This is a genomic window from Caballeronia sp. DA-9, from assembly GCF_051615025.1.
GTDB lineage: Bacteria > Pseudomonadota > Gammaproteobacteria > Burkholderiales > Burkholderiaceae > Caballeronia > Caballeronia sordidicola.
Window position 1 is genome coordinate 1,647,611 of record NZ_CP195133.1, and the last position, 26,757, is coordinate 1,674,367.

The 26,757-nt window shown below is 59.6% G+C and carries 24 protein-coding genes; 13 read left to right on the forward strand and 11 right to left on the reverse strand.

Going from position 1 to position 26,757, the window contains the following annotated elements:
* The first annotated feature begins 636 nt into the window (after positions 1-636).
* Complete coding sequence (locus tag ACRWA7_RS23855) at positions 637-1,401, forward strand: FkbM family methyltransferase (protein ID WP_438396517.1); 765 nt, start codon at positions 637-639, stop codon at positions 1,399-1,401.
* Between the two features lie 53 nt (positions 1,402-1,454).
* Here the strand turns inward: ACRWA7_RS23855 and ACRWA7_RS23860 are convergent, their stop codons facing one another.
* Positions 1,455-1,904 (reverse strand): response regulator, encoded by a 450-nt coding sequence (locus ACRWA7_RS23860; protein WP_060857133.1) that lies wholly within the window; start codon positions 1,902-1,904, stop codon positions 1,455-1,457.
* Positions 1,905-2,322: 418 nt separating this feature from the next.
* Between ACRWA7_RS23860 and ACRWA7_RS23865 the strand changes: the two genes are divergently transcribed.
* Entirely contained in the window at positions 2,323-4,533 is a 2,211-nt protein-coding gene (locus ACRWA7_RS23865; RefSeq protein WP_438396519.1) for an ATP-binding protein, read from the forward strand.
* Between the two features lie 41 nt (positions 4,534-4,574).
* On the opposite strand, the gene ACRWA7_RS23870 is transcribed toward ACRWA7_RS23865, so the two are convergent.
* Positions 4,575-5,321 (reverse strand): hypothetical protein, encoded by a 747-nt coding sequence (locus ACRWA7_RS23870; protein ID WP_060857135.1) that lies wholly within the window; start codon positions 5,319-5,321, stop codon positions 4,575-4,577.
* A gap of 162 nt (positions 5,322-5,483) precedes the next feature.
* Between ACRWA7_RS23870 and ACRWA7_RS23875 the strand changes: the two genes are divergently transcribed.
* The 3 genes from ACRWA7_RS23875 (at position 5,484) to gnd (ending at position 9,907) form a co-directional block, all read left to right on the forward strand.
* The gene (locus ACRWA7_RS23875) at positions 5,484-6,536 is read left to right on the forward strand and encodes an NADP(H)-dependent aldo-keto reductase (RefSeq protein ID WP_438396763.1); all 1,053 of its coding nucleotides are present in this window, start codon (positions 5,484-5,486) and stop codon (positions 6,534-6,536) included.
* Positions 6,537-6,820: 284 nt separating this feature from the next.
* Positions 6,821-8,914, forward strand: a complete 2,094-nt coding sequence (tkt, locus tag ACRWA7_RS23880) for a transketolase (RefSeq protein ID WP_060857136.1) — start codon at positions 6,821-6,823, stop codon at positions 8,912-8,914.
* Positions 8,915-8,920: 6 nt separating this feature from the next.
* On the forward strand, positions 8,921-9,907 hold the full coding sequence (gnd, locus tag ACRWA7_RS23885) for a phosphogluconate dehydrogenase (NAD(+)-dependent, decarboxylating) (RefSeq protein WP_438396520.1): 987 nt from the start codon (positions 8,921-8,923) through the stop codon (positions 9,905-9,907).
* Between the two features lie 100 nt (positions 9,908-10,007).
* On the opposite strand, the gene ACRWA7_RS23890 is transcribed toward gnd, so the two are convergent.
* A complete protein-coding gene (locus tag ACRWA7_RS23890; RefSeq protein ID WP_244164126.1) occupies positions 10,008-10,772 on the reverse strand; it encodes an ABC transporter permease in 765 nt (254 codons plus the stop codon).
* An 87-nt stretch (positions 10,773-10,859) separates the two neighbouring features.
* Complete coding sequence (nodI, locus tag ACRWA7_RS23895; protein WP_438396521.1) at positions 10,860-11,825, reverse strand: nodulation factor ABC transporter ATP-binding protein NodI; 966 nt, start codon at positions 11,823-11,825, stop codon at positions 10,860-10,862.
* Positions 11,826-12,212: 387 nt separating this feature from the next.
* Between nodI and ACRWA7_RS23900 the strand changes: the two genes are divergently transcribed.
* Positions 12,213-12,719, forward strand: a complete 507-nt coding sequence (locus ACRWA7_RS23900) for a universal stress protein (protein ID WP_060857139.1) — start codon at positions 12,213-12,215, stop codon at positions 12,717-12,719.
* 17 nt (positions 12,720-12,736) lie between these two features.
* Here the strand turns inward: ACRWA7_RS23900 and ACRWA7_RS23905 are convergent, their stop codons facing one another.
* From ACRWA7_RS23905 to lexA, 3 genes are all read right to left on the reverse strand, one after another.
* Entirely contained in the window at positions 12,737-13,354 is a 618-nt protein-coding gene (locus ACRWA7_RS23905) for a DUF2939 domain-containing protein (RefSeq protein ID WP_438396522.1), read from the reverse strand.
* A 148-nt stretch (positions 13,355-13,502) separates the two neighbouring features.
* A complete protein-coding gene (locus tag ACRWA7_RS23910) occupies positions 13,503-13,898 on the reverse strand; it encodes a hypothetical protein (RefSeq protein WP_438396523.1) in 396 nt (131 codons plus the stop codon).
* 205 nt (positions 13,899-14,103) lie between these two features.
* Positions 14,104-14,760 carry a transcriptional repressor LexA gene (gene lexA, locus ACRWA7_RS23915; protein WP_060857141.1) on the reverse strand — a complete coding sequence of 219 codons (657 nt, stop codon included), beginning with the start codon at positions 14,758-14,760 and terminating at the stop codon, positions 14,104-14,106.
* Between the two features lie 294 nt (positions 14,761-15,054).
* Here lexA and ACRWA7_RS23920 point away from each other — a divergent pair, with 294 nt between their 5' ends.
* The 6 genes from ACRWA7_RS23920 (at position 15,055) to ACRWA7_RS23945 (ending at position 21,234) form a co-directional block, all read left to right on the forward strand.
* Positions 15,055-16,092 (forward strand): sulfate ABC transporter substrate-binding protein, encoded by a 1,038-nt coding sequence (locus ACRWA7_RS23920; protein WP_438396524.1) that lies wholly within the window; start codon positions 15,055-15,057, stop codon positions 16,090-16,092.
* A 193-nt stretch (positions 16,093-16,285) separates the two neighbouring features.
* Positions 16,286-17,182, forward strand: coding sequence for a sulfate ABC transporter permease subunit CysT (gene cysT / locus ACRWA7_RS23925; RefSeq protein ID WP_438396526.1), 897 nt, complete (start codon positions 16,286-16,288; stop codon positions 17,180-17,182).
* Positions 17,179-18,123 carry a sulfate ABC transporter permease subunit CysW gene (cysW, locus tag ACRWA7_RS23930; protein WP_060857144.1) on the forward strand — a complete coding sequence of 315 codons (945 nt, stop codon included), beginning with the start codon at positions 17,179-17,181 and terminating at the stop codon, positions 18,121-18,123. Before cysT ends, cysW begins: the two co-directional genes overlap by 4 nt.
* A 15-nt stretch (positions 18,124-18,138) precedes the next feature.
* The gene (locus tag ACRWA7_RS23935) at positions 18,139-19,197 is read left to right on the forward strand and encodes a sulfate/molybdate ABC transporter ATP-binding protein (protein WP_438396528.1); all 1,059 of its coding nucleotides are present in this window, start codon (positions 18,139-18,141) and stop codon (positions 19,195-19,197) included.
* A gap of 24 nt (positions 19,198-19,221) precedes the next feature.
* The gene (locus tag ACRWA7_RS23940; RefSeq protein ID WP_060857146.1) at positions 19,222-20,148 is read left to right on the forward strand and encodes a CysB family HTH-type transcriptional regulator; all 927 of its coding nucleotides are present in this window, start codon (positions 19,222-19,224) and stop codon (positions 20,146-20,148) included.
* Positions 20,149-20,205: 57 nt separating this feature from the next.
* A complete protein-coding gene (locus ACRWA7_RS23945) occupies positions 20,206-21,234 on the forward strand; it encodes an asparaginase (RefSeq protein WP_438396530.1) in 1,029 nt (342 codons plus the stop codon).
* A 54-nt stretch (positions 21,235-21,288) separates the two neighbouring features.
* Here ACRWA7_RS23945 and lysM read toward each other — a convergent pair whose 3' ends face one another.
* The 4 genes from lysM to gcl all read right to left on the reverse strand — a co-directional run bounded on the left by lysM (position 21,289) and on the right by gcl (position 25,633).
* Positions 21,289-21,777, reverse strand: a complete 489-nt coding sequence (gene lysM / locus ACRWA7_RS23950) for a peptidoglycan-binding protein LysM (protein WP_060857148.1) — start codon at positions 21,775-21,777, stop codon at positions 21,289-21,291.
* 302 nt (positions 21,778-22,079) lie between these two features.
* Positions 22,080-22,967, reverse strand: coding sequence for a 2-hydroxy-3-oxopropionate reductase (glxR, locus tag ACRWA7_RS23955; protein WP_438396532.1), 888 nt, complete (start codon positions 22,965-22,967; stop codon positions 22,080-22,082).
* 36 nt (positions 22,968-23,003) lie between these two features.
* Positions 23,004-23,807 (reverse strand): hydroxypyruvate isomerase, encoded by an 804-nt coding sequence (gene hyi, locus ACRWA7_RS23960; RefSeq protein WP_438396533.1) that lies wholly within the window; start codon positions 23,805-23,807, stop codon positions 23,004-23,006.
* 44 nt (positions 23,808-23,851) lie between these two features.
* Complete coding sequence (gcl, locus tag ACRWA7_RS23965; protein ID WP_438396535.1) at positions 23,852-25,633, reverse strand: glyoxylate carboligase; 1,782 nt, start codon at positions 25,631-25,633, stop codon at positions 23,852-23,854.
* Positions 25,634-25,788: 155 nt separating this feature from the next.
* Here gcl and ACRWA7_RS23970 point away from each other — a divergent pair, with 155 nt between their 5' ends.
* Positions 25,789-26,694, forward strand: coding sequence for a LysR substrate-binding domain-containing protein (locus ACRWA7_RS23970; RefSeq protein WP_438396537.1), 906 nt, complete (start codon positions 25,789-25,791; stop codon positions 26,692-26,694).
* Positions 26,695-26,757 lie beyond the last annotated feature (63 nt).

A 26,757-nucleotide genomic window follows, 5' to 3' on the forward strand; every position in this document is an offset into this window, starting at 1 on the left:
ATCACCAATTTTCTTGGTCACGACATTGCTGATCGTTCACAGCGTCGCCCATACACGTCTGGCTAACAACAATGGGCTTCGATTCAAACGTATGTGGATAACACGAATCCGCAGTGCAACGTTTTGAAGAGCCGCGTTGGCTTGTATATGGACTTGCACATTTTTAACAGTTGCGAAAATTAAATCTCCTGCTGAAACCGAAGCAATGAAAATCAAACATGCTGCAATACGCTGAATAATATCCCGACGAAATAAATAATCCCCAAATCCTTACAAAAAGCATACTTAATGCTGCACCGCATTCAACTTTATCGGCCTTTAAAGCATTGTTTTCGGCAAAGGCGATTTGTCTTACCAGACTGACGGCTAATCTATCCCTTTCTCAAGAACGTGAGGCATAGTTCGAGCATACGACGAAATCGCCACTCGGTGTGGCTCCGACGGTTCGCAGAAGGGCGCTGGCATTTGCTTGGTGGCAACTGTGTACGCCCCTGCCAAGGCAAGAAACTGCTCACGATAGTCAATCTTTTATAGAACCAGCTTCGCCAACTCGAAAATGGTTTTAATGAAATCCGCTCGTGAACAAAATGCAATCAGATCCAATCATATTCCGAATAACACGGAGGCTTAGTTTCTATGCATGTGTTCCAGCGAGCCCAGAGACTTCCGAAGAGAGTTTCAGCTTTGATCAAAAACACGACGCTTGTCGACAAGCGGAAGCTTTATCCGATTTGGGAGCAAACTCATCTGTCAAAATTGCTGACTTACCTGGACGTGGATTGCGTATTCGATATAGGTGCCAATCAAGGGCAGTACGCCACGATGCTGAGAAAGAAAGCGGGCTATAAGGGATTTATATTTTCATTTGAACCGAATCCGCACGATGCCCGTATTGCGCGTGACCATGCGAAGGGCGACGACAAGTGGATCGTCGACGAGATTGCTGTATCGGAGGACGACGGCGAGGCGCAGTTCAACGTAATGCGCGCCAGCGAGTTCAGTTCCTTAAGCATGCCAAGCCACGAAGACGTTCAGCTTTTTCGTGGAATGAATTCGGTTATCGAGACTGTCGCGGTGAGAACGGAACGTCTGGAGACCGCTCTTCAACGATTGCGCGCGAAGTATTTGTTCAAAAGACCATTTTTAAAGATGGATACTCAGGGCTTTGACGTCAAGATCGTAAAATCGTCGGAGAACATCATGCGGCAATTCGTCGGGCTGCAAAGCGAATTGGCGATCGCGAAGCTGTACACTGATTCCGTGGACTTCCGTGAAGCAATTACCGTATATGAGCGTTGTGGGTTTTCCCTCAGCGCATTTGTGCCCAATAATTCCGGGCATTTCCCTCATCTCCTGGAGACCGATTGTGTGATGATCAAATCCGATTTGGCGAAAGACTGATTGTCGAAACACAGAAGATTCTCAGTCACTGAAACTCTGTGAGCGTGTCCGCCTCAAGCAATTGGATGGGACGCCGGAGCGATCATCGTTTGCATAAGCGCGAGTAGCAGGGAGGGCGGTTGTCCCTTCTGAAAATACCCGTCGAATTCGGTGTTGGGCGCCTGTTTTCGCACAGTCGCTTCGTCTAACGCTGTGAATGCGATTATCGCGATGTCCTGGGTTGCCGGGCGGCATCGAAGAAATCGAGCCGCCTCGAAGCCATTTATTTCTGGCATCGAGATGTCCATGAGGACGATATGTGGTGTCCATTCGCCAGCAATATCGACGGCTGCTCGACCGCCATATGCGACACGGCAATCCAGTCGTTCCAATGACATATAAGCAAACAGGGCATCTGCTGCACATTGATTGTCGTCGACGACCAGGACCTTGGGAATATGCCCGTTGACAGGTACTTGCCGGATTGACCAGACGCCGTAGTGTCTGACTTTTTGTATTTTCACATTCTGCCGCTAGTCGACAACGACATGCGAAGCACGCGTTTCGACCATATTATTTTCACGATGGCTGTGTTAATACCGCAATCATTGGTCCCAACGTTCCAAAACCGTTCATATAAGCGAAAAGGTAACGAGGAACCGTGATTTTTACCGGATCAGCCTCAAAATAACCGCCGCTTGATGGATGCTGATCTTGTCGGGGCAGGTTCTGCGCCGCCGGTATTGCAATAAGCCGATCAAGCCGGGAAAGCGCACGACAAGTCGCGAGCCACAGCCGTCCTCAGGGCAATAGTGAGCAGCGCGGGATGCTACTTTGGGGCGAACGGCGCCGCTGATATGATCAGACGACGGCCGTTTTCCTGCATTCATCAAGTCGTTCGCGCAATTGGAACCTGCGCACCGCCATCCAGGATTTGCCTTAATGTCCAATGAGAAAGCTGTTCTTTGTAGAGTGCTTCCCGACCCGGGCTCAAGTGGGGAGCCCGCCGAACTGCTGACCACGCTCTTCGAGCAATCACCGAGTTTCATGGCGATACTTGAAGGCCCGACTCATCGGATTGTGCGGGCCAATGCGAATTATCTGCGACTGGTGGGGGACAGGCCGATCTTGGGCCGTACCGTCGCCGACGCGTTACCAGACGCTCAGGCGCAAGGCTACGGTGAATTGCTTGACAAGGTTTTCAACACGGGCGAGGCCTATTCCGCGTTCAGCGCCAAATATGCTGTGCAGACCGTTGCGGGCGGCCCTGTCGTTGAGTGGTTCGTCGATTTCGTCTTTCAGCCATTGCGCGATTCCGATGGCACCATAACCGGCATTTTCGTGGAAGGTTACGACGTCACCGACCGGACGCAGGTTCACGCATTCCATCTTGCGCTGCTTCGCTTGAGCGACGAATTTCAGACGCTGGGTACACCGGAGGAATTCAGCTTTGCCGCTTGCCGTGTTTTGGGGGAGGCGCTGCAAGTCAGCCGCGTGGGGTACGGTACGATCGACCCGATTGCCGAAACGTTGCACGTGGAACGGGACTGGACGGCTCTCGGCATCGAGACGCTGGCGGGCGTGACGCCGCTGCGCGAATATGGTTCGTTTATCGACAGTCTCAAGAAGAACGAATTCATCAGGATCGCGGACGTCCGGGAAGATCCGAGGACCAGCTTTGCGGCGGCGGCCCTTGAGAGCAAGAGTGCCCGCTCTTTCATGAACGTCCCCGTGGTCGAAAAGGGTGTTCTGGTCGCCGTGCTGTTTGTCAATCACGCGCAACAAAGGGACTGGACCGAGACCGAGACCACCTTCATGCGGGAAGTTGCGCTTCGCACGCGCACTGCGGTGGAACGTGCACGGGGGATTCTGGATCTGCAGGAAAGCGAGTTGAGACTTCGTGCCGCCAACGAATCGCTCGAGCAGAGAGTGCAGGAGCGAACCCGCGCACTGATGGAAATCGAGGAGCGGTTTCGTCAATCCCAGAAGATGGAGGCAATTGGACAACTGACCGGTGGGATCGCGCACGACTTCAACAACCTCCTGGCCTCCATGAGCGTCAGTATGGAGGTTCTGGAGATGCGCCTGAAACAGGGCGATACTGAAAACGCGCAGCGTTACATTGGCATGGCGAAGGATTCCGTCAAGCGCGCGGCTTCACTCACTCAAAGGCTGCTCGCGTTCTCCCGGCGTCAGACGCTCGACCCAAAGCCAATGGATGTGAACCGGTTGATCGGCAACCTCGAAGACCTGATCAGCCGGACGGTGGGTCCGTCCGTCAGTGTCGACGTGGCTGGTGCAGGCGATCTGTGGCTCACGAAGGTCGATGCGTCGCAACTGGAAAATGCGTTGTTGAATCTATGCATCAACGTGCGAGACGCCATGACGCCCGCCGGCGGGAAGTTGACCATCGAGGCGGCCAACAAATGGCTCGACGCAAGCGCGGCAGCCCAACTGGACTTGGCCCCTGGTCAATATATTTCCATCGGCGTGACGGATACCGGCTGCGGCATGTCGCCCGAGACAATTTCCCGCGCGTTTGATCCGTTCTTCACGACCAAGCCGATGGGTCAGGGCACCGGTCTTGGATTGTCCATGGTCTACGGCTTCGTGCGTCAATCGGGAGGGCAGGTGCACGTCGCTTCGGAGATAGGCCGCGGGACGACCATGAGCCTGTATCTTCCCAGGTATTCTGGAGGCATCGATACCGAATCGGCGCGAGCTTCGCCCGAACACCTCAAGATGCACGCGGACGGAGAATGCGTGCTGGTAGTCGAAGATGAGGAAACGATTCGGGAGATCATCGTCGAGTCATTGACGGCCGAGGGCTACGTTGTCCTGTCCGCCGCAAGCGGCGTCGATGGACAGAAAGTCTTCGAATCCGGCCGCAAGATCGATCTGCTTCTGACCGACGTCGGCCTTCCGGGCGGCATGAACGGCCGGCAACTGGCGGATGCCGCGCGCGTCAGATGTCCTGGGCTCGCGGTGATTTTCATGACGGGTTACGCTGAACATGCAGTCGTTGGAAAGGGGTTTCTGGAGCATGGAATGGCGGTCGTCACGAAGCCGTTTGAACTGGGGCCATTGACCGTCATGATCCGGTCGATGATTGACGGCAACCGCGCAATGCCTGATGCAGCTTCGCGAAGTTGACGCCACTCAGGGGTCGTGTGGCTCCATTGCGCCGGGCGGCTTCAAGGGCGATGCATGTCGTCCTCTTCGGCGTGATGCGCAGAGCCGCTATCCGAGCCCGATCCACCGATGCCGCCTCCGCCTCCACTTCCGCCACCGCCAAGCCCCTTGTTACCTTGCGCGCCTCCGCCGTCCCGGCCACCGTCCTTTGGCTTCGAGCCCGAAAGCCGTGCAGGACCTTGTTCTGGAATCGTTATGCCGCGGTGAACGGGCTCAAGATCGAGAACCTCGCGGATGAAGTTGCGCAGCGAAATGACCAGTTCCGCCGTATGGATGGTTTGCCCCTCCGTCATTTCCCGGGCGGCTTTAGCAGCCAATCGAACCTGTTCTTCGGTGCCTAGCAGAATGATGTCGGCCAGCGCCACTTCGACTGCATCGCGAATGCGCCGGGAACGGTCCGAGCGGCTGGAATAATTTGCCTTCGCGAGTTCGTCCGTCGTCGCAGCGTTTTCAGGAGGGGTGGGCAGTGCCGCTTCCGCCGCAGCAGGGACGGCCATGGCTGCACGCTTCAAGTCGCGCAGATGGGCAGGATCGACGGCAAGGTTGCCAGTAAAGGAACCGCCGAGGGTCTTGTACGCGGCAATGAGCGTGCGCAGCCTTTCGTTTATCTGCCGGTTTTCGCGCTCGCGCCGTTGCTGCACGGTTTGCATGAGCAAGAGCCGGATACCGACGCCGATCAGCGTGATCACGGCGAGCCCAAGCAGCGTGGACAGCAAGGCTTGCCAGGAACTGAAATCGAGGTTGCGCATTAAAGACTTTTCTCAGACGCTGGTTTGTAGGGCGATCGCAAGCAAGTGACGGACCTTGCCGGACAGGCGCTGCAGCAAGGCGCGCGCTATGGTAGTTTCGGCGTCTGGCCGAAGCGTCGAATCACGGCCTCAAACCTGAACATAACCATGGGGAAGCATACGATGGAGTACCGGAAACTCGGTGGAACGGATGTCAATGTCAGCCTGATCGGACTGGGTACGATGACCTGGGGCGAACAGAATACGGAAGCCGACGCGCACGCGCAAATCGATGCCGCGCTCGCCGCCGGCATCAATCTGATCGACGCCGCCGAAATGTATCCGGTTCCGCCGCGCCCTGAAACACAAGGGCGCACGGAAGAATACATCGGCACATGGCTGCGTGCGCATCCGGCGTCGCGCGACAAGATCGTGCTGGCGACGAAGATTGCGGGCCCCGCGCGTCAGCCGCATAACCCGCGTCATATCCGCGGCGAAGACAACCGGTTCGACCGGAAGAACCTGACAGAAGCCATCAATGCCAGCCTTGCACGGCTGCAAACGGATTACGTCGATCTGTACCAGTTGCACTGGCCGGACCGCAGCACGATGACGTTCGGGCGCGCGAATTATCCGTGGATCGAGGACGAATCTACGGTGCCGGTAGAAGAGACGCTGAGCGTGCTCGGCGAGTTCGTGAAAGCGGGCAAGATCCGTTATGTGGGGGTATCGAACGAGACGCCCTGGGGTGTCGCCCAGTTTCTCAAGGCCGCCGATAAACTCGGCCTGCCGCGCATTGTCAGCATCCAGAATCCATATAGCCTGGTGAACCGCACGTTCGAGGCAGGGCTTTCGGAATTCACGCACAAGGAAGGCGTTGGGCTGCTTGCATATTCACCCATGGCTTTCGGCTGGCTTTCCGGCAAGTATGAAGGCGGCGCGCGTCCGGACGGCGCGCGCATCACCTTGTTCGAGCGTTTTCAGCGCTATAGCAAGCCGCACGCGGTCAAGGCGGTCAGTGCTTATGTGGCGCTCGGCCGTCGCCACGGACTGAGCCCGGCGCAGCTTTCGCTCGCGTTTGTGAACAGCCGTCCGTTCACGACCAGCACGCTGATCGGCGCCACGACGCTTGCGCAATTGCACGAGAACATCGGCAGCGTTGACGTGAAATTGTCCGATGAGATCCTCGCGGAAATCGACGCCATTCACGAACTCCAGCCCAACCCTGCGCCCTGACCGGTTCGCCAAAAATTGTCATGCATGGCCGCTACGCTCAACCGTAGCGGCCACGAAAAATTACCTCCCGCGTCGTTTTTGCATGGTTTCAAGCGTAAAGTTGTTGTCTTAGTAAGTGCCGTAATCGTCTGTCATAAGCCGCGCTGCGCCTTTTGCGGCGCGCGCTTCGCTGTTCTTTGGTGACGCGCCAGTTCTCATGGCACTACACTTGCTCGAAAGACCCGGTTGCCCGCTGTGGCGCCTCTTGTGCCTCAGCGCGCCCTACGCAAAAGGAGTCGTCGCTCATGCCGCAAACCCCCTCGAATTCGTCCGATCTCGACACCCTCGCCATCAACACCATCCGCACGCTGTCCATGGACGCAGTGCAAAAAGCCAATTCGGGGCACCCCGGAACGCCGATGGCGCTGGCGCCGGTTGGTTTTCATCTGTGGCAAAACCATCTGCGTTATGACCCGACCGAGCCGCTCTGGCCCAATCGCGACCGCTTCGTCTTGTCGGTGGGGCACGCTTCCATGCTGCTGTATTCGCTGCTGCATTTGACGGGCGTCAAGGCCGTCGATCACGCGGGCAAGGCGACTGGCGCTCCGGCGGTATCTCTCGACGACATCAAGCACTTCCGCCAACTGGACAGCAAGACGCCGGGACACCCGGAATACCGGATGACCACCGGCGTGGAAACCACGACCGGCCCGCTCGGACAGGGCCTGGGAAACAGCGTTGGCATGGCCATGGCCGCGCGCTGGTATGAATCGCATTTCAACAAGCCGGATGCGAAGATTTTCGACTATCGCGTGTACACGTTATGCGGCGATGGCGACATGATGGAAGGCATTTCGCACGAGGCGGCTTCCATGGCCGGGCACCTGAAGTTGTCGAACCTGATCTGGATCTACGACAGCAACCGCGTGACGATTGAAGGGCACACGGATCTGGCGTATAGCGACGACGTGGAAACGCGCTTCAAGGGCTATCACTGGAACACGCTTCACGTGGACGACGCCAACGACGCCGGCGCACTGGAAGCCGCGCTGAATCAGGCCAAGGCGAGTACGGACAAGCCCACGCTGATCGTGGTGAAGAGCATTATTGGCTGGGGCGCGCCGCACAAGCAGGATACGTCGGCGGCGCATGGCGAGCCGCTGGGTGTCGATGAAATCAAGCTCGCGAAGAAAGCCTATGGATGGCCGGAGGACGCGAGCTTCCTCGTGCCGGATGGCGTGTACGAGCATTTCAACGAAGGCATTGGCGCACGTGGGAAAGCGGCGCGCGAAGCGTGGCAGAAAAGCTTCGATGAATACGCCAGCAAGTATCCGGAACTGGCAAAAGAATTCGCTCAGATCGAAGCGCATGAATTGCCGGAAGGCTGGGATGCCGACATTCCAGTCTTCGACGCCGACGCCAAAGGCGTGGCCTCGCGCGAGTCGTCGGGCAAGGTGTTGAACGCCATCGCCAAGCGGATTCCGTGGATGATCGGCGGTTCGGCGGATTTGTCTCCATCGACAAAAACCGATCTGAAATTCGAAGGCGCGGGCAGCTTCGAATACGACAACTATGCAGGCCGCAACCTGCATTTCGGCATTCGCGAACATGTGATGGGCGCGATCTGCAATGGCATCGCGCTGTCGAACCTGCGGCCCTATGGCTCGACGTTCCTGATTTTCAGCGACTACATGAAGCCGCCCATCCGGCTCTCGGCAATCATGGAAGTGCCCGTGGTCTACGTTTTCACGCACGATTCCATCGGCGTGGGCGAGGATGGTCCGACGCATCAGCCGATCGAACAACTGGCGTCTTTGCGTGGCGTGCCCGGCTTGAGCACGTTCCGTCCGGGCGATGCGAACGAAGTGGGCGAAGCGTGGCGTTTCGCGCTGGCGCAACCGCAAACGCCGGCTTGCATTGTCGTGTCGCGCCAGCCCATGCCGACTTTCGACCGTTCCAAATATGCATCGGCGAAAGGCGTGCACAAGGGCGCCTATATTCTCGCCGATGCCGATAACGGCAAGAAGCCCGAAGTCATCCTGATGGGAACAGGCACCGAGGTCGGCGTGTGTATCGAGACATACGAGAAGTTGAAGAGCGAAGGCATTGCCGCGCGCGTGGTCTCCATGCCGTCGTGGGACGTGTTCGAGAAGCAGGACAACGACTACAAGGAATCCGTGCTGCCGCCGGACGTCGATGCGCGCGTGTGCGTGGAACAGGCCGGCTCGCTTGGCTGGGACCGGTATGTCGGCCGCCTGGGCTCGGAAATCGTGATGCATACGTTCGGGGCATCCGCGCCGCTTGCCGACTTGAAGAAGAAGTTTGGCTTCACGCCGGAACATGTCTACGAAGAAGCCAAAAAGCAGATCGAACGCGTCAAAACCAGCCATAAGGAGTAAGCCGTCATGCAAATTGGAATCGTTGGACTTGGCAGGATGGGCGCAAACATCGCGCGTCGCCTCATGCGCGGTGACCAGACTTGCGTGGTGTACGACCACAATCCGGATGCAACGCAAGCCGTGGTCGCTGACGGCGCAACGGGTTCAAGCGACCTGGGCGATCTCGTTCAGAAGCTGACCGCGCCGCGCACGGTCTGGCTGATGCTGCCGGCCGGCAAGATCACCGAAGATTCCATGAACGATCTCTACGAGATTCTGGAAGCGGGCGATACGATCATCGACGGCGGCAACAGCTTCTACAAGGACGACATCGTTCACGCAGCGAAGCTCAAGCAAAAGGGCATTCATTTCGTCGATGTCGGCACGTCTGGCGGCGTGTGGGGACTGGAACGCGGTTACTGCATGATGATCGGTGGCGAGAAGGATGTGGTGCAGCGGCTCGATCCGATCTTCTCCGTGCTGGCTCCGGGGCGCGGCGATATTCCCGCGACGCCGAACCGGGAAGGCCGCGACGCGCGCGTTGAAAACGGCTACATGTATGTCGGGCCGGTCGGCTCGGGTCACTTCGTGAAAATGGTGCATAACGGCATCGAATATGGCTTGATGCAGGCATATGCAGAAGGCTTCGATATCCTGAAACACAAGTCGTCGACGGACTTGCCCGAAGCGCAGCGCTATGATCTCGATCTCGCCGATGTGGCCGAAGTCTGGCGGCGAGGCAGCGTGGTGTCGTCTTGGCTGCTCGACCTGACGGCGGGTGCGCTGGCGGGCAACGTCACGCTCGACAAGTACTCGGCCGAAGTTGCCGACAGCGGCGAAGGGCGCTGGACGATCGAGGCGGCGATCGAGGAGGCGGTGCCGGCGCAAGTATTGTCGGCGGCTTTGTACACGCGCTTTCGTTCACGCGATGGAAACTCGTTCGCTGACCGGATGTTATCGGCAATGCGCTTTGGGTTTGGCGGGCATAAGGAGTTCACGCCGGGTTTGAAGTAGGATTGCTGATGAATTGATAGCAGGTTGATAGCAGGAAAGCCGCTCGGCGCAAGCTGCAGCGGCTTTCTTTTTTGCTTCGGCACATTGACGCGCCAACACGTCAACGCATCATGCGCCGGCGAAACAGGATCGCGCAGATGAAGAACGGGATGATTGCATAGGCCGCGAGCACCGCGACGTGGATAACAAGTTGCTCCGGCGGCCGGTCGAGCATCGCGGGGCGGATCAACGCTACGGCGTGCGACAACGGCAACAACAATGACACGTGCTGGGCGAGCGCCGGCAGTTGCGTCAGCGGAAAAAACACGCCGGAAAGCAGCAGCATCGGCGTAAGCGCAAGCGTCTGGTAGAACATGAAAAAGTCGTAGCTCGGCGCGAGCGCCGTCACGATCATCGCCGTGCTGGAAAACGCCAGACCGGTCAGGACGATCACCGGCAACGCATAGAGCATCGATGGAAAACTGGCGTACCCAAGCACGCCGGCCACCAGCATGATGGCAACACCCGAGAGCACGGACTTGCTTGCGGCCCACACGATCTCGGCCAGCACAATATCGCCGAGCGTGAGTGGCGTGTGCATGATCGCCTCCCACGTGCGCTGGACGTGCATGCGGGAGAAGCCGGAATACATGGCCTCGAAGCTCGCCGACATCATCACGCTCGACGCCACCGTGCCCGCCGCAAGAAACGCGATGTACGAAACGCCGTCCACGTGGCCGACCATCAGCCCCAGTCCGAGACCCAGGCCGAACAGATAGATCATCGGGTCCGCCAGATTGCCGAACATCGATGCGATCGCAAGCTTTTTCCAGACGAGATAGTTGCGCCGCCAGACCGACATCCAGTTCGAGGCGTTTGCCGGCATGGATGACAGGAACGGCTCGTGTTCGGGCTTCGGCACGGCTTGACGGGAAATGTCCGGGGCGCTTGTTTGCGGTTTGCTCGACATTGGCTAGTCCACCATCTCGCGCCCGGTCAGGCGCAAAAACACGTCTTCCAGATTGGCGGGCCTGTGCAGGTAACGCACGCCCGGCCGGCCCTTCACCCGCTGATGCACGGGCGCGGGGTCATCGACATAACAAAACAGCGTTTCGCCGCTGATTTCCATACGGCCCACGAACGGTGCGAGTTCCTCGCGCAATGCCTGCGGATCGGGTCCGTAGATCTCGATCACGTCGCAACCGATCACCCGCTCGATCAGTTCATCGGGCTTGCCTTCCGCGACCTTGCGTCCTTCCTCGATCACGCACAGCCGGTCGCAAAGCCGTTCGGCTTCCTCCATGAAGTGCGTGGTGAGAAGAATGGTCTTGCCGCGCGCGAGCAGCGAGCGCAGCCGTTCCCAGATCAGGTGGCGTGCTTGCGGATCCAGACCCGTGGTCGGTTCGTCCATCACCAGGACGTCGGGATCGTTCACAAGCGCACGTGCGAGCGTCAGCCGCCGCTTCATGCCGCCAGACAATTCGCCGACCCGCGCATTCGCCTTGCTTTCGAGCCGCGCGAATTCCAGTAGCGACGGGACCACTGCCTCGATCTCGCGCCCGCTCATGCCGAAATACCGGCCGAAGATCAGCAGGTTTTCGCGGACCGTGAAATCCGGGTCGAGATTGTCGAATTGCGGAACAACGCCGACGCGCCGCCGCGCGTAGCGGGCGCGCGACGGAATGGGTTCATCGACGAGGCGGATCGTGCCGATATCCGGCGCTGCGAGCCCGAGCAGCATCTTGAGCGTGGTCGTCTTGCCCGCGCCATTGGGTCCGAGCAGCCCGAAACACTCGCCAGGTTGTACGTGAAAGGACAATCCATTGACGACCGTCTTGTCGCCGTAGTGTTTTTCGACATCGATAAACTCGATAGCCGGGCGTACCGGCGCGTGATCCGCCGGTCGGGTGTCGTGGGGTAACACTGCTGCATCTGCCATGCGGGAGGACTCGGCGTCGGGACGGAAACAAGCTGCCTAGTTTAATCGATTGCACCAGCGCGGCGCGGCGGCGCGCATGGCCTGCACTGCCTATGCGCATGAACGCCATCCCGTGACTGCGCGGGGCTCGTGGTGAAGTGCCGGTCAAACCCGCAGAGCCCCGTCAGACAAGGCGTTACGCGTGCTGGCACGCTGCACGCTTGAAGTTTTTTCCGCGATGCACATGCATTAGCGTTTTCCATCGTTGCAAGCGTTTTAGCGACGCACCATGATGACGGCAACGCGACACGCGTTTTGTCGCCCGCTGGGCACAGGGCAGAACACGCAACACGTTGACGACTGTTTTTTCGATGCCCTTTGCTGCCACGAGCAGCGCGGAGAACCACCATGGCGAGCTACCGAAAAATCCTGCTGTGCTACGACGGCTCTCGTGAAGGACGAAAGGCGCTGCGTGACGGCGCGAATCTTGCGCTCGAGCTGAAGGCCGAAACGCATCTGCTGGCCGTTGTGGATATGCGTTCCAGCATTGCACAAAGCGCAGGCCTGCTTACGGACATGGCCTGCGGGCGCTTCGAAGACGCCGCACGGGATATCTTGCGCGAAGGCGTGGAGTGGCTGACGGAGCGCGGCGTGAGCGCGCAGGGTCATTTTGCGTTCGGTCATCCTATCGATGAAATCGCCGGATTGGCGCAAAGCCTGCAGGTGGATCTGGTGGTGGTCGGACACCGTTGCCGCACGGGCCTTGCACGGTGGTGGATGGGCGCGGGTAACACACCGCTGATGGACCGTGTGTCGTGCAGCATTTTGGTGGCCGTGTCGCCGGTCGGATCAACGGCCGAGCAGGAGGACGCGGCGCATGCCGCAGTGCCTGCGAAGGCGGAAGTGAATGCTTGACGACGAACCTGCCCGGTTCACCCGTTCAACTCGATACCCACCAGTTTCCACGAGAACAGGCCGTATCGTTTGAGAATGGCCGAGTAGCGCGCGTCTCCGGCGCCATGCTGGTAGTTGACCGCGAAGGTATCGAAACTCCTGTAGCCAGCAGTAGTCCGAGGCGGCTGTTTGGGCGCGGGTTGGGCAGGCGTGCTCGTCACGGGCGGCGGTTGTGGCGAGGCTGGCGGTGTTCCAGCAGCCGTGGGATCGCTCGAAGACGGAGCCGGTGGTTTCTCGCCGGGCTCGCCTCGCGGCGGCATGCCATTTAAAATCGCCGCTACGCCATCCGGCGTTGCATACGAATCCACGAGCGGGCCAATCAACGCCGCGCCGATCATTGCACCAAGTAGCGCCAGCGGATTGCCGCTTTTTTGCACATCGATCTTTCGCGTAATCAGTTGACCGACCTGGTCCTTCAGGCTCTCACGCAACAGCGGGAAGTCCACGTATGCATTCACCGTCGCGGCGTCGCGAGCGTCGGCGGCGCGTTTGATCCTGTCGAGCGCGATATACGGGGACGCGTAGAACATCCCGAGCGCCGCGATGACCGCAACCACAATCAATGCAGTTAAAACCGACTTGCTCGTACGAGACATACGTCAGGGCGCCTTCGTGCAAATGAGCTGAATAACTGGATGAGCGAACCGCGAATTTCCGGGCGCGAGAAGTCCAACCACTGTTAGTTGACCGCGCCGCCACGAAATCGATCCCTCAAACTCATTGGCAAAAAAACGACCCGAAGGTTCATGCAAGCAAGCCACCTTCGACACCCGCACGTTCTTCGTCGACGCAGCGGTCGATCATGCGCGACACCGCTTCAATATTTCCAACCATGATGACGCGCGATTCACCGCGATAAACGCGTACCGGTGCACGCCGCTCAGCCTGCGCATGCACGGAAGCATTCAGCGACACACGCGCGAACGCTGGCTGCCGCGACGGCAGGACGGGCGGTTCGTCGAAGAGGTCTGGCGTATGGGTGTCCTTGCGCGTCTTGCAGGAAATCAGCGCGCGCAAATGCCGAAAGCGGCCGAACTCCCGGAATTGCCTGAACGAAAGTGGTGAGCGCGCTGCGGGCGCAAAAGAAGCTGACGCAGCCGATAAAAACGCGACAGAAAACAGACGGGCAAATCGTTCCATGATGTTTCTCCGTGAACAATAGGGTGCGCGCCGGTCAATCGCGAATGCGATGTCCGTCACGCTTTACAAAACCGGAAATTCGACTGTGGCGCGGCCGGAAGCAGGAGCACCCGTTGCCGCCACGCAGATTCAGAAAACAGCGTCTTGAACGAAAGAACCGAACAAAACCAAACGCCGTCGTTAATTCAACAGCATCCGGCGCGCGTCAGAGTTCGCCGGATCGAATCAGTCCTACAGCAATACCTTCAAGTGCGAATTCGTCGCTGCCCGAAGCCACGAAGATATTTTCGTAGTCAGGATTTTCGGCGATCAGTTCAACCCCGTCAGGACGGCGCTTCCAGCGTTTCACCGTTACGTCGTCGCCAAGGCGCGCGACAACGATCTGGCCATCCTTGGCTTCGTTCTTCTTTTGCACCGCGAGAAGGTCGCCGTCGAAGATGCCTGCGTCTCGCATGGAAAGTCCGCGAACCTTCAGCAGATAGTCGGGCTTGCTGGAGAACAAGGCCGGATCACAGGCGAAATGCTGCGAGATATGTTCCTGCGCAAGGATCGGGCTGCCCGCAGCCACGCGCCCGACCAGCGGCAATGACAATTGCATGATACTGGCATGCGGCAACGTGAATTGATGCGGTCCGTCGTCGGGACCTGCCTGGTTCAGCAAGCGGATACCGCGTGACGATCCGGCGGCCAGCTCGATCACTCCTTTACGAGCCAGTGCACGAAGATGTTCCTCGGCGGAATTGGCCGAACTGAAGCCAAGTTCCGCGGCAATCTCGGCGCGCGTGGGCGGAAATCCCGTCCGCTCGATAGCGCGCTGGATCAGTTCAAACACCTCTTGCTGCCGCGCAGTCAGTTTGCTCATTTTGGTCACGTGCTTTAGCCCCTTGTCTGGTCCGCGATCCACTGTATGGATGAACAGATGCCTGTAGTTTTATACAGTATTCGCCGCTTTTCAAGCTTTACTTTAAGTTCGACGTCGTTTGCACCACACGACAGCCCAAAATGCGGCGCTTCAACAGCCATTTATTGGTCGCAACGCCGCTTCCAGCCTTCATTAGCACTTTTCGATCTAAAAGAATGAGGAACAATTATTTTTAATAATGAAAGCCCGTCGATAGACTCAGCCCATCAAACACCATAAGACGGAGAACGGGGAATGCTGAGTCGGAATTCGGGATGGGGCGCGCGTGCAAGGAAACTGCTGGCGACAGCGGTTATCGGGGCCGCGTCGGGGGTAGGGATGATCGCGCAGGCGCACGCCGATACCTCGTTTCTCAACGTGTCGTACGACCCGACGCGTGAGCTGTATCAGGACTTCAATCAGGCTTTCGGCAAGAAATGGAAAGCCGAGACTGGCGAAACCGTCACGTTCAAGCAGTCGCACGGCGGCTCGGGCGGTCAGGCGCGCGCCGTTCTGGATGGCTTGCAAGCCGATGTGGTGACGCTGGCGCTTGCTTACGACATCGATGCGTTGTCGGCGAAGGGCATCGTGGCGCAGGACTGGCAAAAACGCCTCCCGGACAATGCGTCGCCGTACACGTCGACGATCGTCTTCCTCGTGCGCAAGGGCAACCCGAAGCAGATCAAGGACTGGCCGGATCTGGTCAAGCCGGGTGTATCGATTGTGACGCCGAACCCCAAGACGTCCGGCGGCGCACGCTGGAACTACCTCGCGGCGTGGGCGTATGCGGAACATCTGCCGGGCGGAAATGCAACGACGGCCAAGGACTTCGTGACGAAGCTGTATAAAAACGCCGGCGTGCTGGATTCAGGCGCGCGTGGCGCGACCACGAGCTTCGTGCAGCGTGGTCAGGGCGACGTGCTGATTGCGTGGGAAAACGAGGCGTTTCTGTCGTTGAAGGAGTTCGGTCCGGACAAGTTCGAGATCGTGGTCCCCTCGGTGAGCATCCTGGCTGAACCGCCGGTTGCTGTCGTCGACAAGGTCGTTGACCGTCATGGCACGCGCAAGCTTGCCGAGGCGTATCTCAAGTACTTGTATAGCGAGGAAGGTCAGGAGATCGCGGCGCGCAACTTCTACCGGCCGCGTTCGACCACGGTTCCGGCCGCGCTCACCAAGCAGTTCCCGAAGATCAAGCTTTACACCATCGACGATTCGTTCGGCGGCTGGACAAAGGCGCAAAAGACGCATTTCGCCGATGGCGGCGTGTTCGATTCGATCTATCAGCCGCAGTAATTGTGGCGGCATGAAAGCAGGAAATACAGCATCGCCCGCGGTCATCCGCTCGCGATGCTGTAGTCATAAAGGGTCGTCAAAGGTCGAAAAACAGAAGAACCCGGAAGCGCCAACACGGCCGCACAGACGGTCAGAACCTTGAAACACCCTGAAGCGCCGTCCCCGCGGCGCAACGGTACTGGATGATGGACGCATGACAACTTTCACTTTCCGCAAGCCCAGCGCACTGCCGGGCTTCGGCCTGACGCTTGGCATCACGGTGGCGTATCTGAGCCTCGTGGTTCTGATTCCGCTTGCCGCGACCTTTGCCAAGACGGCCACGCTCGACTGGGCGACGTTCGTGCGCGCGGTCACGGCGCCCCGCGTGATGGCGTCGTATCGCCTGACGTTTTCGGCGGCGCTTGGCGGCGCATTGATCAACGCGGTGTTCGGCTTCCTGGTCGCCTGGGTTCTCGTGCGATACACCTTTCCGTTCAAACGCATCGTGGATGCAGTGGTCGACCTGCCGTTCGCCTTGCCCACGTCCGTTGCAGGGATTGCACTCGCGGCCGTGTACGCGCCCAACGGCTGGATCGGGCAATTTCTTGCGCCGCTTGGGCTCAAGGTGGCGTTCACGCCGCTTGGCGTGCTGGTGGCGCTGACGTTCATTGGCTTGCCGTTCGTGGTGCGCACGGTGCAGCCAGTGCTCGAAGACTTCGAGCGCGAGCAGGAGGAAGCCGCCGCGTGCCTGGGCGCAACGCGCTGGCTCACGTTTCGCCGCGTGGTGCTGCCGTCGCTTTTCCCCGCGCTTCTGACCGGCTTTGCGCTTGCTTTCGCGCGTGCGCTCGGTGAATACGGCTCGGTGATTTTCATCGCGGGCAATGTGCCGATGAAATCCGAAATCACGTCGCTGCTGATCATCACGAAGCTGGAACAATACGACTACGCCGGGGCAACCGCGATTGCCGTGGTGATGCTGTGCGTGTCGTTCCTGATGCTGCTGCTCATCAACACGCTGCAATGGTTTCTCCAGCGGCGCACGAGCCGTGGCGGCGCGGGTCCAGCGCCCGCGCTCGCCGGTTCGTTGCACATCGACGGAGCCAAGGCATGAGCAGCGTCAACCAGAAAACGGCCGATATCGCGGCGTTGCGCGCGGTAGAACACAAGCTCGATCCCGTCACCGAACCGCGCGCAGTGCGCTGGATCCTGACTGCGGTCGCGCTGATTTTTCTCGCGCTGTTTCTCGTCGTGCCGCTTGTCGCCGTATTCGCGCAAGCCTTCGCGAAGGGCGTGGCCTATTACTTCGATTCCTTGAAGGACCCCGATGCGTGGTCGGCCATCAAGCTCACGCTGATCACCGCCGCGATTGCCGTACCGCTGAACGTGGTGTTCGGCCTGTCGGCGTCCTGGGCGATCGCGAAATTCGAGTTTCGCGGCAAGGCGTTTCTCACCACGCTGATCGACTTGCCTTTCTCTGTTTCGCCGGTCGTCTCGGGCCTGATCTACGTGCTGATGTTCGGCGCGCAGGGCTGGTTCGGACCCTGGCTTATCGACCATAACGTGCAGATCATCTTCGCCGTGCCCGGCATCGTGCTCGCTACGATCTTCGTCACGTTTCCGTTCGTTGCGCGCGAGTTGATCCCGCTGATGCAGGCGCAAGGCAATGATGAAGAAGAGGCTGCGCATGTACTCGGTGCATCGGGCTGGCAGATTTTCCGGCGCGTGACCTTGCCCAACGTCAAGTGGGGTTTGCTGTATGGAGTGATCCTCTGCAACGCCCGGGCGATGGGCGAGTTCGGCGCGGTGTCGGTGGTTTCGGGCCACATTCGCGGCCAGACCGACACCATGCCGCTGCACGTCGAAATTCTCTACAACGAATACAACTTCTCGGCGGCGTTCGCCGTGGCCTCGCTGCTTGCGCTGCTTGCGCTCGTCACGCTCGGCCTGAAACTGCTCGCCGAGACCCGCATGGCGCAATCGATGGAAGCCGCGCAGGCCCAGCCCGCCGATATCGATGCCAGCAAACCCGCTGCCGCGTCACTCCAGAACTAGAAGGCGAAGATCACCATGAGCATCATCGTTCGCAATTTGCAGAAGCGCTTTGGCGATTTCGTCGCGCTGGATAACGTCTCGCTCGATTTTCCGGCGGGTGAACTGGTCGCGTTGCTCGGACCTTCGGGTTGCGGCAAGACCACGTTGCTGCGCGTGATCGCGGGGCTCGAGTACGCGGATGCGGGCTCGGTCGTGCTGAACGGCGAGGACGTCGCGGCTGTCGGCGCACGCGAGCGTCAGGTCGGTTTCGTATTCCAGCATTACGCCCTGTTCCGTCACATGACCGTGTTCGAGAACGTCGCGTTCGGTTTGCGCGTGAAGCCGCGCAAGGAGCGGCTATCGGAAGCGGTGATCCGCGAGAAAGTGCATGAACTGCTCAAGCTTGTGCAGCTTGACTGGCTGGCGCAACGGTTTCCGTCGGAGCTTTCGGGCGGGCAGCGGCAGCGGATTGCATTGGCGCGCGCGTTGGCCGTCGAGCCGAAAGTGCTGCTGCTCGACGAGCCGTTCGGTGCGCTCGACGCCAAGGTCAGAAAGGAATTGCGCAGTTGGTTGCGGCGTCTGCATGACGACCTGCATATCTCGACCATCTTCGTCACGCACGACCAGGAAGAAGCGCTCGAAGTCGCCGACCGGATTGTGGTGCTTAATCGCGGGCACGTGGAACAGGTCGGCAGTCCGCAGGACGTCTACGACCATCCGCAAACCTCGTTCGTGTACGAGTTTTTGGGCGCGGCCAACCGCCTGAAAGGTACGGTCGATAAACAAGGTTTCGTGGCGCAAGGCGCCGCGCAGCCGATCGCCACCGAAGCGAATTTCGCGGGTCCAGCGATAGCGTATGTGCGCCCGCACGATCTCACGCTGTTTCCAACGGCCTCGGGTCATCGGGATGGCATCGTGGTCGACGTGCGCCGGGTGGTGACACTTGGCGGGTCCGTGCGCGTGGACCTGGAAGGCGCGGAAGGCAATGTGCTCGAAGCCGAACTCGATCGTGAGACGTGGCGTGGTTTGAACCTGAATATAGGTGACGGCGTGACGGCCGTCCCGCGCGTCCTGCGCGTGTTCCCGGCGCATTGAAAATTCCCAAGAAGAGAGGCTGACATGAACTTCCAGCAATTGCGTTTCGTCCGCGAGGCCGTGCGCCAGAACATGAACCTGACCGAGGTCGCGAACGTGCTGTATACGTCGCAGTCGGGCGTGTCCAAGCAGATCAAGGATCTCGAGGACGAACTCGGCGTGGACATCTTCATCCGGCGCGGCAAGCGTCTCACCGGTCTCACGGAGCCCGGCAAGGAAGTGCATCAGGTGATCGAGCGCATGTTGCTCGACGCCGAAAACCTGCGCCGCGTCGCGCGCCAGTTCGCCGATCAGGACAACGGCCATCTGGTGGTTGCAACCACGCACACGCAGGCGCGTTATGCGTTGCCAAAAGTCATCCGCCAGTTCACCGAGGTGTTCCCGAAAGTCCATCTTGCGCTGCGCCAGGGCAGCCCGCAGCAGATCGCGCAGATGATCATCAATGGCGAAGCGGATATCGGCATCTCGACAGAAGCGCTCGACAGATATCCGGATATCGTCACGTTCCCGTGCTATTCGTGGCATCACACGGTGGTGGTGCCGAAGGGGCATCCGCTGGTTGGCCGCGAGAACATCACGCTCGACGAAATCGCCGAATATCCGATCGTGACTTACGACAACGACTTCACCGGCCGCTCGCACGTGGACCAGGCGTTTGCCCGGGCGGGCGCACTGCCGGACGTGGTGCTGACCGCCATCGACGCCGACGTGATCAAGACCTATGTGGAACTCGGCATGGGCATTGGCATCGTGGCCGCAATGGCCTTCGATGAAAAACGCGATACCGAACTCGTCGCGCTGGATACCCAGCATCTGTTCGAAGCCAGCACCACACGCGTGGGTTTGCGCAAGGGCGCGTTTCTTCGCGCTTACGCGTACAAGCTCATCGAAATGTTCGCGCCGCAACTGGATGAAGCACAGATCGCGGCGCAGTTGCGCGAAGCGGCGTAGGCCTCGCGCGGAACCGGCTTCAAACAAGCTTTAAACCGGCTCCGCTACAATTGCGGCATGAACTCCTTACACGCTTCATCGCCGTCTGGTTTGCCACTTCAGTTGCCACGAATCGCCGTGCTTGCCACCGGCGGAACCATCGCTGGCGAGGCGGGTGACGCCGCGAAAACTTCCGGGTACAAGGCGGGCGTTGTCGGTGTCGATAAATTGCTCGATGCCGTGCCGTCCTTGTCGCAAGTCGCGCGGATTCACGCGGAGCAAGTGGCGAGCATCGACAGCAAGGACATGACGCCGACACTCTGGGCGACCTTGTGTGCGCGCGTGAATGCGTTGCTCGCGCTGGACGACATTGACGGTGTCGTCATCACGCACGGCACGGATACGCTCGAAGAAACCGCGTACTTGCTGCATCTCACTGTAAAAAGCGACAAGCCGGTTGTGCTGACGGCCGCCATGCGGCCATCGACGGCTTTATCCGCCGATGGCCCGCTCAACCTGCTCAACGCAGTCACGGTGGCGGCGAGCAAGGCGTCGTGGAAACAGGGCGCGCTGGTCGCATTCAATAACCAGATCCACAGCGGGCGCGACGTGGTCAAGACCAGCACCTATGCGGTCGATGCTTTCCGTTCACCCGAAGGCGGCGCGCTGGGCTGGGTGCAGGATGGTCAGCTTGAATATCAGCGCACGGTCGTGAGGCCGCATACGTTGCAGACGCCATTTCAGATCGCGGCTGATTTGCCGACGGTCGAGATCGTGGCGAGTTACGCGGGCGTATCGCGAGTGGCTGTGGATGCCCTGTTCGCTGCCGGAGTAAAAGGGCTGGTGATCGCGGGCACGGGAAACGGCTCGATTCATTCAACCTTGCAACAAGCCGTAGCCGATGCCGCGAAGCAAGGGGTAGCGGTCGTGCGTTCGTCGCGAGTCGGTTCGGGTCATGTGATGCGCAACGGCGCGGCTCCGGACGACGCGTTGGGTTCGATCACGGCGGGGAGCCTGAACCCGTACAAGTCGCGCGTGCTGCTGATGCTGGCGCTGGCGGCGGGAACGCCGCCAAAAGACATGCAAAGCGTCTTCGATACCTACTGACTTCCAATAAAAACGCGAACCGAAGCTCGCGTTTTCATCAACAAAATCAATCGTTCAAGCTAGCGGCGGAATGCGCAGGACCTGTCCCGGGTAGATCTTGTCCGGGCTGCTGAGCATGGGCTTGTTTGCCTCGAAAATCACATCGTTTTTCGCGCCATTGCCGTAGTACTTCGTTGCGATCTTCCAGAGATTGTCGCCTGCGGCAACCGTATGGAATTGTGAAGCCGGCGTGGGATTCAATACGGTCATGCGGTCGTCGACTTTATCGACGTGCTGCACATTGCCTGCGGCGACGAGAATCTTTTCCTTCGTCGCCTGATCGGCGGCTTGCCCGCTGACCGTGACCGTATGCGAGGCGCCGTCGAAGGCGACCTGGAGGTTGTCGGCGCTGAGGCCTTGAGTGCGGATATACGCCGCGATGGCGTCTCCGGCGGTCTTGTTGAGCGCCGCCACGTCCGGCGCTGCTGGTGCGGCCGATGCCGTTGTTGACACGGCGCCGAATAACTTCTCGCCTGCTTCCTTGATGAAACTGAACATGCCCATGTTGCAACTCCTGTATTAACCGGTGAAGCGGCCCAGTCGAGCCGAGCTTCTTAGTCGCGTAGCCCCAGGCTTAGTTCGCGGACTTCACGGCAGGAGTTGTAATACTGTGTCGATGAACACGATGTAAAACAAAAGCACGGAACAACACAACGAATCAAAAGCAAAAAAAGATCCGGCAGGCGGACACCCGGCAATGACGTCTGACCGACCAAGGCTTCCACGTCATCGCCGGGCGCCGCTAGACGGACCCAACGTTATTACACTTTTTGCAACCCACCGGAGATCAGCCGGTTTTCAGCAATTCAATTTCCTTCGGTAACCTGATGATTCGACATCAGTTCCAGCGCCTTCACCATTCCCGAGTGATCCCACTCGCGTCCGCCGTTCGCCACGCACACGCTGAACAGTTGCTGCGCGCTCGCCGTATGCGGCAATGCGAGTCCAAGCTTCCTGGCGCTTTCCAGTGCGAGGTTCAGATCCTTCTGATGAAGCTCGATCCGGAAGCCCGGATTGAATGTGCGTTTGGTCATGCGTTCGCCGTGCACTTCCAGGATCCGCGATGCCGCGAAGCCGCCCATCAACGCCTTGCGCACGCGCTCAGGATCGGCGCCCGACTTCGATGCAAACAGCAGCGCTTCCCCCACCGCTTCGATGTTGAGCGCCACGATAATCTGGTTGGCGACCTTGCACGTTTGCCCCGCGCCGTTTTCGCCGATGAGCGTGATGTTCTTGCCCATCACTTCGAACAGCGGCTTCGCGCGTTCGAACGCGGCTTCGGGGCCGCCGACCATGATCGTGAGTGTTGCTTCGCGCGCGCCGACTTCGCCTCCGGAAACGGGTGCATCGAGATAATCGCAGCCGAGCGCGTTGATTTTCTTGGCGAAGGCCTGCGTTTCGAGCGGCGAGATGGAGCTCATGTCGATCACGAGCTGGCCTTTCTCAAGCCCTTTTGCCACGCCGTCGTCGGCGAAGAGAACATTGGCCACATCGGGCGTGTCCGGCACCATCAGGACGATGATTTCACTGCCGCGCGCCACTTCCGTTGAATTGCCGGCCACCGTGCCGAGCGAGCGCAGATCGTCGGGCACCGGATATGCGCCATTAAGTACCAGCGTGTGGCCGGCTTTCTTGAGGTTGCGCGCCATGTGGGCGCCCATGATGCCGAGTCCGATAAAACCGATTGTTGCCATTACGTGTGTCTCCTCCAGATAGTGTGGGCCAGGGCGTCAGGCCGCCGCGCGCGCGTTCTTCCAGCCAGCGAGTTCCGTGAGCCATCCGAGGCCGGCTTCGGTCGTTGCACGCGGTTTGTATTCGCAGCCAATCCAGCCTTGATAGCCAATCGAATCCAGCAGCGAGAACAGGAACGGATAGTTGATCTCACCCGTGCCCGGTTCGTTGCGGCCGGGGTTATCGGCCAGTTGAACATGCGCGATCGATGGCAGGTTGCGCTTGATCGTCGCCGCCAGTTCGCCTTCCATGCGCTGCATGTGATAGATGTCGTACTGCAGGAACAGGTTGTCCGAGCCGACATCGCGAATCACGTCCAGTCCTTCCTGCGACTTGTTCAGCGCGAAGTCGGGGATATCGAAGTGATTGCACGGCTCGACCAGGAGCCTGATGCCTTCTTTCTTCAACGCGTCAGCCGCGAACTTCAGGTTTTCGACGATCGTCGCCCGCGCTTCCTCGCGGCTGACCGATGCCGTAGGAATGCCCACCAGGCAGTTCAGTTGCGGCACTTTCAGCGCCTTCGCGTATTCGATTGCCTTAGACACGCCTTCGCGAAACTCTTCCTTGCGATCCGGCAAACACGCGATGCCACGCTCACCGCCTTCCCAATTGCCCGCGGGCAGGTTGTGCAGCACGATTTGCAGATTGTTGTCGTCCAGACGTTGACGCAGATCCGCAATGGAATACGGGTACGGGAAGAGGAATTCCACCGCTTCGAAGCCCGCTTCCGCCGCCGCTGCAAAGCGGTCGAGGAAGGGCACTTCGTTGAACAGCATTGTCAGGTTTGCGGCAAATTTCGGCATGGTTTCTACTCTCTCAGACGGCTTTCAGACTAATACTCAGGCACTCAGGCGTTCGATGTCGATGCAATGGCGGTCGGCGCATCCTGCTCGGTTTCTGCGAGCGGCTCGAATTCGTTGATGTTGTCGATTTCCGTGCCCATCGCGATGTTCGTCACGCGCTCCAGAATCACTTCCACGATGATCGGCACGCCAAACTCCGCCAGCATTCCCTCGGCTTTGCGGAGAGCGGGAGCCAGGTCCTCCGGCTTGAAGACGCGCATCGCCTTGCAACCGAGACCTTCGGCGACTGCAACATGATCGACACCGTAGCCATTCAGATCCGGCGCGTTGATGTTCTCGAACGCGAGCTGGACGCAATAGTCCATGTCGAAGCCGCGCTGCGCCTGACGAATCAGGCCGAGGTACGAGTTGTTCACGACCACGTGGATATAAGGCAGCCTGAACTGCGCGCCGACCGCAAGCTCTTCGATCATGAACTGGAAGTCGTAGTCGCCCGAAAGCGCGACGATCGGCCGTTGCGGGTCTGCGGCGCGCACGCCGAGCGCCGCCGGAATCGTCCAGCCGAGCGGGCCGGCCTGACCGCAGTTGATCCAGTTGCGCGCCTTGTACACGTGCAGGAATTGCGCGCCCGCAATCTGTGACAGGCCGATAGTCGAGATGTAGCACGTGTCCCGGCCGAAGACCTTGTTCATCTCTTCGTACACGCGCTGGGGTTTCATTGGCACGTTGTCGAAGTGCGTCTTGCGATGCATCGTGCGCTTGCGTTCCTGGCATTCGCCCACCCACGCGCCGAGATCCTTCAGCTTGCCCGCGGCCTTCCATTCGCGCGCTACTTCCACGAAGAGTTCGAGCGCGAACTTGGCGTCGGAGACAATGCCGAGATCCGGTCCGAATACACGGCCGATCTGCGTCGGTTCAATGTCCACGTGCACGAACGTGCGGCCCTTCGTATAGACCTCGACACTGCCGGTATGGCGGTTCGCCCAGCGATTGCCAATGCCCAGCACGAAGTCGGAAGCAAGCATGTTGGCGTTGCCGTAGCGGTGCGCCGTTTGCAGGCCGCACATACCGGCCATCAGCGGATGATCGTCGGCAATCGCGCCCCAGCTCATCAGCGTCGGGATCACCGGCACGTTCACGAGTTCGGCGAACTCGACCAGCAGGTCTTCAGCCGCCGCGTTCAGCACGCCGCCGCCCGACACGATCAACGGCCGTTCCGACGCCGTCAGCATCGTCAGCGCTTTTTCAATCTGGGCGCGCGTGGCTTTTGGCTTGTAGACGGGCAGGGGTTCGTACGTATCGATATCGAATTCGATTTCGGCGAGTTGCACATCAATGGGCAAATCGACCAGCACCGGCCCCGGACGGCCCGAGCGCATCAGGTGAAAGGCCTGCTGGAATACGCGCGGCACAAGCGCCGGTTCGCGCACCGTGACAGCCCATTTCGTCACAGGCTTCGCGATGGACTCAATATCGACGGCCTGGAAGTCTTCCTTGTAAAGCCGCGCGCGCGGCGCCTGCCCCGTGATGGCGAGAATTGGAATGGAATCGGCCTGGGCGGAATACAGGCCGGTGATCATGTCCGTGCCGGCCGGTCCCGACGTGCCAATACATACGCCAATATTGCCCGGCGACGCCCGCGTATAACCTTCAGCCATGTGCGACGCGCCTTCCACGTGCCGCGCGAGTACGTGGCCAATACTGCCGGCCCGCTGCAACGCGGAGTAGAGCGGATTGATCGCCGCGCCCGGCACACCGAACGCCATCTCGATGCCTTCTTTCTCCAGCACCAGAACGGCTGCGTCTACAGCTCGCATTTTTGTCATGACTGTCTCCATCCACTTGGTGTTTGCTGTGTCCCGCCATGGCGAAACGTCGTTTAACGGACTTTATGCGTATGCCGGAGTGTTGATAAGATCAGCCAGAGTCGTTTGATCCGATACAAAAAGTATGGAACGGATGGGGCAACGGAGACAGAAAAATGGATCGATTCAAGCAGATAGAGACGTTCGTGAAAGTCGCCGAGGCTGGCAGCCTCGCCGCGGCCGCGCTGGAGGAGGGCGTGTCGCCGGTGATTCTGGGGCGGCGTATCGATGCGCTGGAAAAGCGCCTCGGCGTCAAACTGATGTACCGCTCGACGCGCCGGCTGGTGGTCAGCGAGGAAGGCGCCGCGTTCCTGGAGCGTTGCCGCGGGCTGCTTGCCGACTGGAACCAGGCGGAAAACGAACTCGCCGATGGCCAGCGCACGGTCGACGGCCACCTGATTGTCTCGGCGCCCGCGGCTTTTGGGCGGATGCACGTCGCGCCGCACGCTCCGGCTTTTCTCGCCGACAAACCCGCGTTGCAGATGTCGTTCAATCTGAACGACCGCGTGGCCGACCTGATTCGCGAAGGTTACGACCTGTCGATCCGGATTGGCGGCGCGGTGGACCAGAACTTCGTGGCGGTGAAACTCGCCGAAAACCATCGCGTGGTCTGCGGCACACCCGCGTATTTCAAGAAGCACGGCAAGCCGAAAACGCTCGACGACCTGCCGCGCCACAACTGTCTCGCCTTCAACCTGCAAGGCGGCCAGAACCGCGGCTGGTATTTTCGCCGCAACGGCAAGCTGGCGACGGTGCGCGTCTCCGGAAACCTGGATTGCAACGACGGCGAATTGCTTCACCGATGGGTGTCCGAGGGCCACGGGCTTGGCTGGCGCTCCACGTGGGAGATCCAGCGGCAACTCGCGGCGGGCGAACTGGAAACCGTGCTGGATGAGTTCGCGTTGCCGGACTACGACATCCTCGCGGTGTATCCGCAGCAGCGCTATGTGCCGGCAAAAGTGCGCTACTTCATTGATTATTTGAAGAAAGTCTACGCGCAGCCGGACTACTGGAGCCGATGAGCGCCGATCGCATCAACCCGCGCACCACGCAGGGCCGGAACCTAAGCCATTGAAAACACAGCG

Excerpts from the sequence above, each read along its gene's own strand:
- tkt (WP_060857136.1), top strand. The coding sequence starts at position 6,821 with ATGCCGCAAACCCCCTCGAATTCGTCCGATCTCGACACCCTCGCCATC.
- ACRWA7_RS23870 (WP_060857135.1), bottom strand. The coding sequence starts at position 5,321 with ATGCGCAACCTCGATTTCAGTTCCTGGCAAGCCTTGCTGTCCACGCTG.
- cysW (WP_060857144.1), top strand. The coding sequence starts at position 17,179 with ATGAGCAGCGTCAACCAGAAAACGGCCGATATCGCGGCGTTGCGCGCG.
- ACRWA7_RS23970 (WP_438396537.1), top strand. The coding sequence starts at position 25,789 with ATGGATCGATTCAAGCAGATAGAGACGTTCGTGAAAGTCGCCGAGGCT.
- ACRWA7_RS23940 (WP_060857146.1), top strand. The coding sequence starts at position 19,222 with ATGAACTTCCAGCAATTGCGTTTCGTCCGCGAGGCCGTGCGCCAGAAC.
- ACRWA7_RS23905 (WP_438396522.1), bottom strand. The coding sequence starts at position 13,354 with ATGTCTCGTACGAGCAAGTCGGTTTTAACTGCATTGATTGTGGTTGCG.
- gcl (WP_438396535.1), bottom strand. The coding sequence starts at position 25,633 with ATGACAAAAATGCGAGCTGTAGACGCAGCCGTTCTGGTGCTGGAGAAA.
- hyi (WP_438396533.1), bottom strand. The coding sequence starts at position 23,807 with ATGCCGAAATTTGCCGCAAACCTGACAATGCTGTTCAACGAAGTGCCC.
- cysT (WP_438396526.1), top strand. The coding sequence starts at position 16,286 with ATGACAACTTTCACTTTCCGCAAGCCCAGCGCACTGCCGGGCTTCGGC.
- ACRWA7_RS23865 (WP_438396519.1), top strand. The coding sequence starts at position 2,323 with ATGTCCAATGAGAAAGCTGTTCTTTGTAGAGTGCTTCCCGACCCGGGC.
- gnd (WP_438396520.1), top strand. The coding sequence starts at position 8,921 with ATGCAAATTGGAATCGTTGGACTTGGCAGGATGGGCGCAAACATCGCG.
- ACRWA7_RS23935 (WP_438396528.1), top strand. The coding sequence starts at position 18,139 with ATGAGCATCATCGTTCGCAATTTGCAGAAGCGCTTTGGCGATTTCGTC.
- glxR (WP_438396532.1), bottom strand. The coding sequence starts at position 22,967 with ATGGCAACAATCGGTTTTATCGGACTCGGCATCATGGGCGCCCACATG.
- ACRWA7_RS23875 (WP_438396763.1), top strand. The coding sequence starts at position 5,484 with ATGGAGTACCGGAAACTCGGTGGAACGGATGTCAATGTCAGCCTGATC.
- lexA (WP_060857141.1), bottom strand. The coding sequence starts at position 14,760 with ATGAGCAAACTGACTGCGCGGCAGCAAGAGGTGTTTGAACTGATCCAG.
- ACRWA7_RS23855 (WP_438396517.1), top strand. The coding sequence starts at position 637 with ATGCATGTGTTCCAGCGAGCCCAGAGACTTCCGAAGAGAGTTTCAGCT.
- ACRWA7_RS23945 (WP_438396530.1), top strand. The coding sequence starts at position 20,206 with ATGAACTCCTTACACGCTTCATCGCCGTCTGGTTTGCCACTTCAGTTG.
- ACRWA7_RS23910 (WP_438396523.1), bottom strand. The coding sequence starts at position 13,898 with ATGGAACGATTTGCCCGTCTGTTTTCTGTCGCGTTTTTATCGGCTGCG.
- ACRWA7_RS23890 (WP_244164126.1), bottom strand. The coding sequence starts at position 10,772 with ATGCCGGCAAACGCCTCGAACTGGATGTCGGTCTGGCGGCGCAACTAT.
- nodI (WP_438396521.1), bottom strand. The coding sequence starts at position 11,825 with ATGGCAGATGCAGCAGTGTTACCCCACGACACCCGACCGGCGGATCAC.
- lysM (WP_060857148.1), bottom strand. The coding sequence starts at position 21,777 with ATGGGCATGTTCAGTTTCATCAAGGAAGCAGGCGAGAAGTTATTCGGC.
- ACRWA7_RS23920 (WP_438396524.1), top strand. The coding sequence starts at position 15,055 with ATGCTGAGTCGGAATTCGGGATGGGGCGCGCGTGCAAGGAAACTGCTG.
- ACRWA7_RS23900 (WP_060857139.1), top strand. The coding sequence starts at position 12,213 with ATGGCGAGCTACCGAAAAATCCTGCTGTGCTACGACGGCTCTCGTGAA.